The sequence below is a fragment of the Spirulina sp. 06S082 genome (assembly GCF_034932145.1).
Classification (GTDB): domain Bacteria; phylum Cyanobacteriota; class Cyanobacteriia; order Cyanobacteriales; family Spirulinaceae; genus CCY15215.
On record NZ_JAYGHV010000072.1, the window covers coordinates 1 to 6449 of the forward strand.

General features: G+C 44.8%; 5 protein-coding genes and 2 pseudogenes. 3 read left to right on the plus strand and 4 right to left on the minus strand.

The window, feature by feature from the left end:
• Positions 1-528: pseudogene (locus VB714_RS06720) on the minus strand (guanylate cyclase); the annotation flags it as partial.
• Between the two features lie 178 nt (positions 529-706).
• A complete protein-coding gene (locus tag VB714_RS06725; RefSeq protein WP_323222402.1) occupies positions 707-2824 on the minus strand; it encodes a TIGR00300 family protein in 2118 nt (705 codons plus the stop codon).
• Between the two features lie 341 nt (positions 2825-3165).
• Between VB714_RS06725 and VB714_RS06730 the strand changes: the two genes are divergently transcribed.
• On the plus strand, positions 3166-3351 hold the full coding sequence (locus tag VB714_RS06730) for a hypothetical protein (protein WP_323222404.1): 186 nt from the start codon (positions 3166-3168) through the stop codon (positions 3349-3351).
• 213 nt (positions 3352-3564) lie between these two features.
• On the opposite strand, the gene VB714_RS06735 is transcribed toward VB714_RS06730, so the two are convergent.
• A complete protein-coding gene (locus VB714_RS06735; protein WP_323222406.1) occupies positions 3565-4161 on the minus strand; it encodes a Uma2 family endonuclease in 597 nt (198 codons plus the stop codon).
• Between the two features lie 190 nt (positions 4162-4351).
• On the minus strand, positions 4352-4651 hold the full coding sequence (locus tag VB714_RS06740; protein WP_323222408.1) for a hypothetical protein: 300 nt from the start codon (positions 4649-4651) through the stop codon (positions 4352-4354).
• 235 nt (positions 4652-4886) lie between these two features.
• Here VB714_RS06740 and VB714_RS06745 point away from each other — a divergent pair, with 235 nt between their 5' ends.
• Complete coding sequence (locus VB714_RS06745) at positions 4887-6221, plus strand: ABC transporter substrate-binding protein (protein WP_323222410.1); 1335 nt, start codon at positions 4887-4889, stop codon at positions 6219-6221.
• A 7-nt stretch (positions 6222-6228) separates the two neighbouring features.
• Positions 6229-6449 (plus strand): annotated as a pseudogene (locus VB714_RS06750) (histidine kinase); the annotation flags it as partial.

Below are 6449 nucleotides of genomic sequence, written 5' to 3' on the forward strand. Positions count from 1 at the left end.
CGGGCGAATTGTGGGATCGTAGTTTTCCGTAATATTAATAGTTTCTAAACGATTTCCTTGAGGATCGATCGCGTAGGTCTGTAAGTTATAATTAGTTGTATTATCTGATTCCATGAGAACGAGAAGCTCTTTTTCTCGCTTTTCCACTCCAACAAATTCCTTTTCTTCATTTCCCAAAACAATGCTATTAATGTTATCAAAGATTTGCAACTGTTCTAAAAAGTAACTTTCAACGGTTGACAAATCACGCACATTTAAAATACCCAATTCAATCGCCTTTGCATTAGTTCGGTTGACTTGATGAGGAAGTGCTAAATACGTTTCTAAATTTTGTTCGATACGATCGCCGATTTCGTGCATCAAGCGATCGGCAAGAGTTTCAACTGCTTTTTGCCCAGTTCTAAAAGAAAGATAGCCCACTAACCCGACAATACCGCAAATCTGGAGAACAAAGGGAATAATTAAAAGTCCTCGCAAAGGAATATTGCTAACGACTTTAAGCAAAAAGCGATCCATCAAAGTTGACATCTAAAACTCGAATTGTTAAATATTTTCAATTATAACTCTTCCATTAGCGTTAATAATTTAATCTATCACAAGAGTAAAAAAGAGAGGAAATAAAGGACGCAAGCATTGCAGGGCGCAAGCATTGCGCCCCTACTGGCTAATTTCCTATTGTCATAGATTTCTCTTTCAAGCCTCACGCCTAAAGGCTGAGGTTCCTGACATAAGGGTTGGTTAATTGTTCCAATTGTTGCACCAACAAACTGAGGAATAAACCTACATCTGTTACTACACCAACGGATTCTACAGAACCGCGATCGCTTAACTTGGTGACAACGGCAGGATTAATATCCACACAGACCATTTTAACCCCGGCGGGAGTCATATTTCCCACCCCAATCGAGTGTAACATCGTCGAAAGCATGAGAATCATTTCCACCCCTTCCAACATCCGCCCATAGTCCTCTTGTGCTTTAATTAAATCCATTTGCGTATCCGGTAAGGGACCATCATCGCGAATCGATCCGGCTAAACTAAAGGGAACGTTATTTTTAACGCATTCATACATCACCCCTTTGGTGATAATCCCCTCTTCCACCGTCTTAGCAATGCTACCATAACGGCGTACAATATTGATGGTTTTTAAGTGATGGCGATGACCGCCGCGTACTGCAACCCCTTGCTGCATATCCACCCCAAGGGAGGTTCCCATGAGAGATTGTTCGATATCGTGGACGGCGATCGCATTTCCCCCCAATAAAGCCTGCACGTATCCCTCGCGAATGAGACGGGCGAGATGCTTGCTTCCTCCGGTATGAATGACCACAGGACCCGCCGTTACAGCAACCTTACCGCCGCGATCGCGAATTTGTCGCAATTCCCAAGCAATTTTCTCCACCACCAACTCAACCCGACGTTCGCTGGAAACCCCCGATCCCATGAAGCTGAATTCTTCCCCCGCAGAAGCGCGATCGCGATCTTCGACTTTGCGAACAGTACGAATGCCATGCACCCCCACAACAACCTTTTCCCCTACTTCAAGGTCTCGCAATAGCTTACACCGTGCCACGACCCCCTCAGCAGTCTCCCGCACCGCGATCGCCCCATCCATGCGTTGATTTTGTAATCGTACCCATGCCCCTTTAATGCGAACTTCCGTGGGATAAATAGTAGTGACGTAGAAATCATCCGGCGCAACTCCCCCCATAGGCACCGGTTCTAAGAGGGCATCTCGTTCGTCTTCCGGTACATCCATCGCCCCAATGTCGATCAGATCGGCGACGATATCTTCCATCACCCCGCGATCGGGGGCGGAAACCCGAACTTCTGCTAAAGACGTGCTTTGCCGTTCTGCCCCTAAGTTAAAATTGAGAACTTTAAAACTACCGCCGCGATCGACAATAACATCTAAGGCGCGGTTCATAATCCCCGCATCGAGGAGATGTCCTCGCATTTGTAGGGTGCGACTTTCGAGATAAGTAACAGCATGGAGTTCTTCGCGCACCGGTTCTGTCGTTCGCAAAGTCAGGCACTTTGCAGCCCCTCCAGCTTTGAGAAATTCAGTCAGAGGGGTTTCGAGAACTTCATAACCCAATTCCGTCAGGCGCTGTTTTAAAGACTCACTGGCCTTATTCATAATAACGGTATTGTTAATATTGACGGAATTACAGCCAAAATTAACCGCGTCAAGTTCGTTCAAAACAATGCGTTTCTCCTCCGCTACTCGTCGTTCAATTAAGTGATTAGAATAGGAGTCAAAAGCGGGGGGATAATAGAGCAAATAACCCCCACTGAGAGGACAAAAACAAGTATCGAGATGATAGAAACGGGGATCTACTAAACGCAGAGATATCACTTCTACATCTAGCCATTTCGCCAAATAAGGATGAGAATCAAGTTCTGTGCGAAAACCATATCCCGCCCATAACCAGCGTCCTTCTCGGTCTAATAGGGCATCTCCTGCCCCTTCAAAGGGCAAATCTTTGGGGAGTTCGTAGACGGTATAGCCATTCTCTTCAAACCATTTCTTAAAATAAGGTTCTTCTCCTTGACGTTCGGGGTGCAAGAAGCGACTGAGGACTACATTTTGACCTAGAAGTAAACCAGCATTCGCGGTGAAAACGAGATCCGGCCAGCCTTTTTCGGCTGGAATGAGATCGACGATCGCGCGATCTTTAATAATGTGATATAAATTTTGCCACTGATCGACGGCGCGATCGCGGGATGATTTATGAATATTGCCCTCCATCCAGGGATTGATGACGTAATCTACGTCATAATGATCGGGGGCGCACATGAGAAAGCGAATAGAATCAGTCATAATTTATGCTAAAAGAGGGTAGATTGCCCTTTTCTCTCCTGTTCGATGGACACGCGAAAGACAAACAGCCCCATGAGTCTGAGAAATACTTGCAGGGGGTAACAAGCGTTATCAAGGTAAGCATTTCGCTCCCATTTCGGGTTGTTGTCTCAATTAGACGCAATTTTCCATCGTATCACGTTTTTCCGGTTGCAGAAATTGCGATCGCAACAGGATGAATCTTCACGCAATTTGCATTTTTCGTCTCCTCCAGGTTACGAATAGTCACAAGAAAAAGGATAGAGTATTTTTAGAGCGAAAATTTGCTAAAATGGCGGTACAATTTGCGGGATAGTCGTGTTATGGAAACTACTACAGTTAAAAACGCGATCGAACGCGCTCTAGTCGATGGACACTTATCTCATGCAGAGTCTAACTATATCAAGCGCATCATGTATGTGGGGGGGACGGTGACACCCGAGGAGTGCGGACTGTGGCGAGAATTACAGGACAAAATTTGGAAAGGGGAAATCTCTCTCAGAGATTAAAGGCGATTGTGGCTGGATCTGGAGATTCCAGAACAGGCGATCGCGCGATCTTTAATAATGCGATACAAATTTTACCACCGATCGACGGCGCGATCGCGGGATGATTTATAAATATTGCCCTCCATCCAAGGGTTGATAACGTAATCATCGTACCATGTTAATTATCAACTATCAACTATCAACTATCAACTATCAACTATCAACTATCAACTATCAACTATCAACTAAAACCACATCTTCGTATAATAAAGACAGGGGAAAATGTAGATCGACACTGGTTAAATGAATATCTATCTCTTCTGGAGAAGTATCATTTTCCGGTGGAGAATAGGTCGTGAGTTCCCATTTTCCTTGTTCATTCAACCGATAAATTTCTACCAGCATCGTATCTGCGCTGATGAGTGCGTATTCTCTAAAAGTATCAATACGGCGATAATTGCGAAATTTAATCCCTCGGTCTTTTCCTTCCGTACTTGGAGATAGCACTTCTGCAATAAAACAAGGATGATAAACAATTTTTTGTTCTTGTCTGTCACGGCGATCGCAAGTCACCATCACATCAGGATAATAAAAAGGACCTTGTTGCGATATACCCAATTTAGCATCTGCCATGTAAGGTTGACACGGTTTACCTCGCAAATGATTTTTGAGTGTAGAGGCTAAGTTTAACGCGATCGCAGTATGAGCTAATGTTCCTCCGGCCATCGCAAAGACTTCGCCGTTCATATATTCGTATTTAAGCGGTTGTTGTTCTTCCCAGTCCAGATATTCTTGGGGAGACATTAAAGATGAGTCAGAAAGAGCAATCATGTTTGTATAACTTTGGTTTATTTTGATTTTGATGGCGATCGAAAACAGCAAATGACCGTTTTCCAACCCGTCCCCGAAAAATAGATTCCTTGTTCTCCATTTTCGGTTGATGGGACGCAATGAAAGTGTTGCAGGATGGGCTTTTGCAACAGAACAATAGTATTGTATCAGATGGGCTGTAGTTTCTTCATTATTTAAAAAAGCTACAAATATATTCTCCCGATCCTTCTGATGAAAAGGGGATGACCTGACCGTGTTTGTCAACGCGAAGGCGATCGCGGCAATTATAAATCTCAATAGGTTTAACTTTACCGTCAATACTCACTTTAACTCGATACTCCCAATAATTTTTGGCACTGCGTTTAATCTGGAGAATGCAAATTTGGCGATCGCCTTTCTGCTGACAAAATGCCGCATCAGCAGGAGAGGCGATCGTAAAAAATAACACGAATAACAAGATCGGTACAACACATTTTGCAACACATTTCACAAATCGCTCTCTCCTCCGATAAGTGTCGTCATTATCAAAATGAATATATCATCTTTCTGTTAAAAATGCCTAGCCAATTCTTCATTCTTCTTTTGTTACAAGATCGAAGAGAAGTTCGCGATCGCAACGATCGCAGATACGACTCCGTTCTATCTACAAAATTGGTTATATTAAAGCAAGAACACTAGAAAACACAATTCTTATGCGCCTTTTCTATTTTTTCTCACTATTGCTGTTGGGTCTCCTGCTGAATAGTTGTACCGAAAAGTCAACCCAAAAATCTCCCCCAAAAAGCCAAGATCGCGATTTAACCATCTGGTGGAGTCAAGGGTTTTATCCCGAAGAAGACCAAGCCCTAGAAACCGCGATCGAGCAATGGCAACAACAAGAAAACTTAAAAGTTAATTTAAAATTTGTCCACGAAGACGACCTCCTCCCTCTTACCCTCAAAGCCCTAGAAGACGAAGCTCCTCCAGATATTTTATTTTCCGTCCGAGCCGACTTTATCGAGAGTCCCCGTTGGGCCTGGCAAGGCGATCTTCTCGATGTGTCCGAACTCATTGAACCCGTCAAATCTCGCTATAGTGCCAGCGCCCTAGAATCCGTGCAACTCTTTAATCACAAGGCTAATCAACGTGCCTATTATGCTGTTCCCATCGAACAACAAACTATTCATATTCACTATTGGCGGGATTTACTGGCAGAAGCTGGATTTAGTGAAACTGATATTCCCCAAGATTGGGAGAATTTTTGGAACTTTTGGAAACAAGTCCAAAACCGTCTCAGAGAAAAAGGAAAAGAAGACATCTACGGACTGGGACTAACTTATTCAACCCAAGCTGTCGATACCTTCTATCAATTTGAACAAATGTTAGAAGCCTATGACGTGGAAATCGTCGATCGCGAGGGCAACCTCCAAGTCGATCGTCCCGAGATTCGCAAGGGGATCGTACAAACCTTGGACTGGTTCACCCGCTTTTATCGCGAAGGCTACGTCCCCGAAAACGCGATTGCTTGGCTCGATGCTGATAATAATGCCAGTTTCCTCAATCGCCAAGTGGTGATGACCTTAAACCCCACCCTCTCCATCCCCGGCTCCCAACGTTCCGATCCCCAAGTGTATCGCGAAGAAATGGCTACGATTCCCTTTCCCAAAGAACCCGATGGAGACCCCCCTAATTATATCGTCGGAGTTAAACACGCCCTCATTTTTACCACCTCCCCCCAACCCGAAGCCGCTAAAAATTTCCTCGCTTTCCTGATTCAACCCGATCGCCTAGGAAAATACGTGAAAGGGGCATCCGGTCGCTGGTTTCCGGTCATGCCGGAATTGTGGCAAGATCCCTTTTGGAATGATCGAGAAGATCCCCATGTTGCCGTAGCCGCCCAACAGTTCCGCGCCGGACACACCCGCCCTTCCTATCCTGTCTTTAACCCTGCTTATGCTCGGGTACAAGCGGAAAATGTCTGGGGTCGTGCCATCTCGCGTATTCTGAATGAGGGATGGACTGCTGAAAAAGCAGCAGATGAAGCGATCGCGAATATTAAAGCGATCGTCAACGATTGGTAAGTACGTTATGCGTATTTGGACAAAAAGCCTACTCGTACAAATTATTGGTTCTTTTCTGGTTCTTTCCCTCATTGGCGTAACTTTGATGGGAGTTTCTGCTTTTGACCAGGCTAAATCCTCCCTTACCCAAGCTGTTTTCGATCGCCTGGATTTAGCAGTTTCCCTCAAGGAAGCAGAGATCTATCGTTGGCTACTCGATCGCGCCCGTTCCCTGCAATCCCTAGCAGA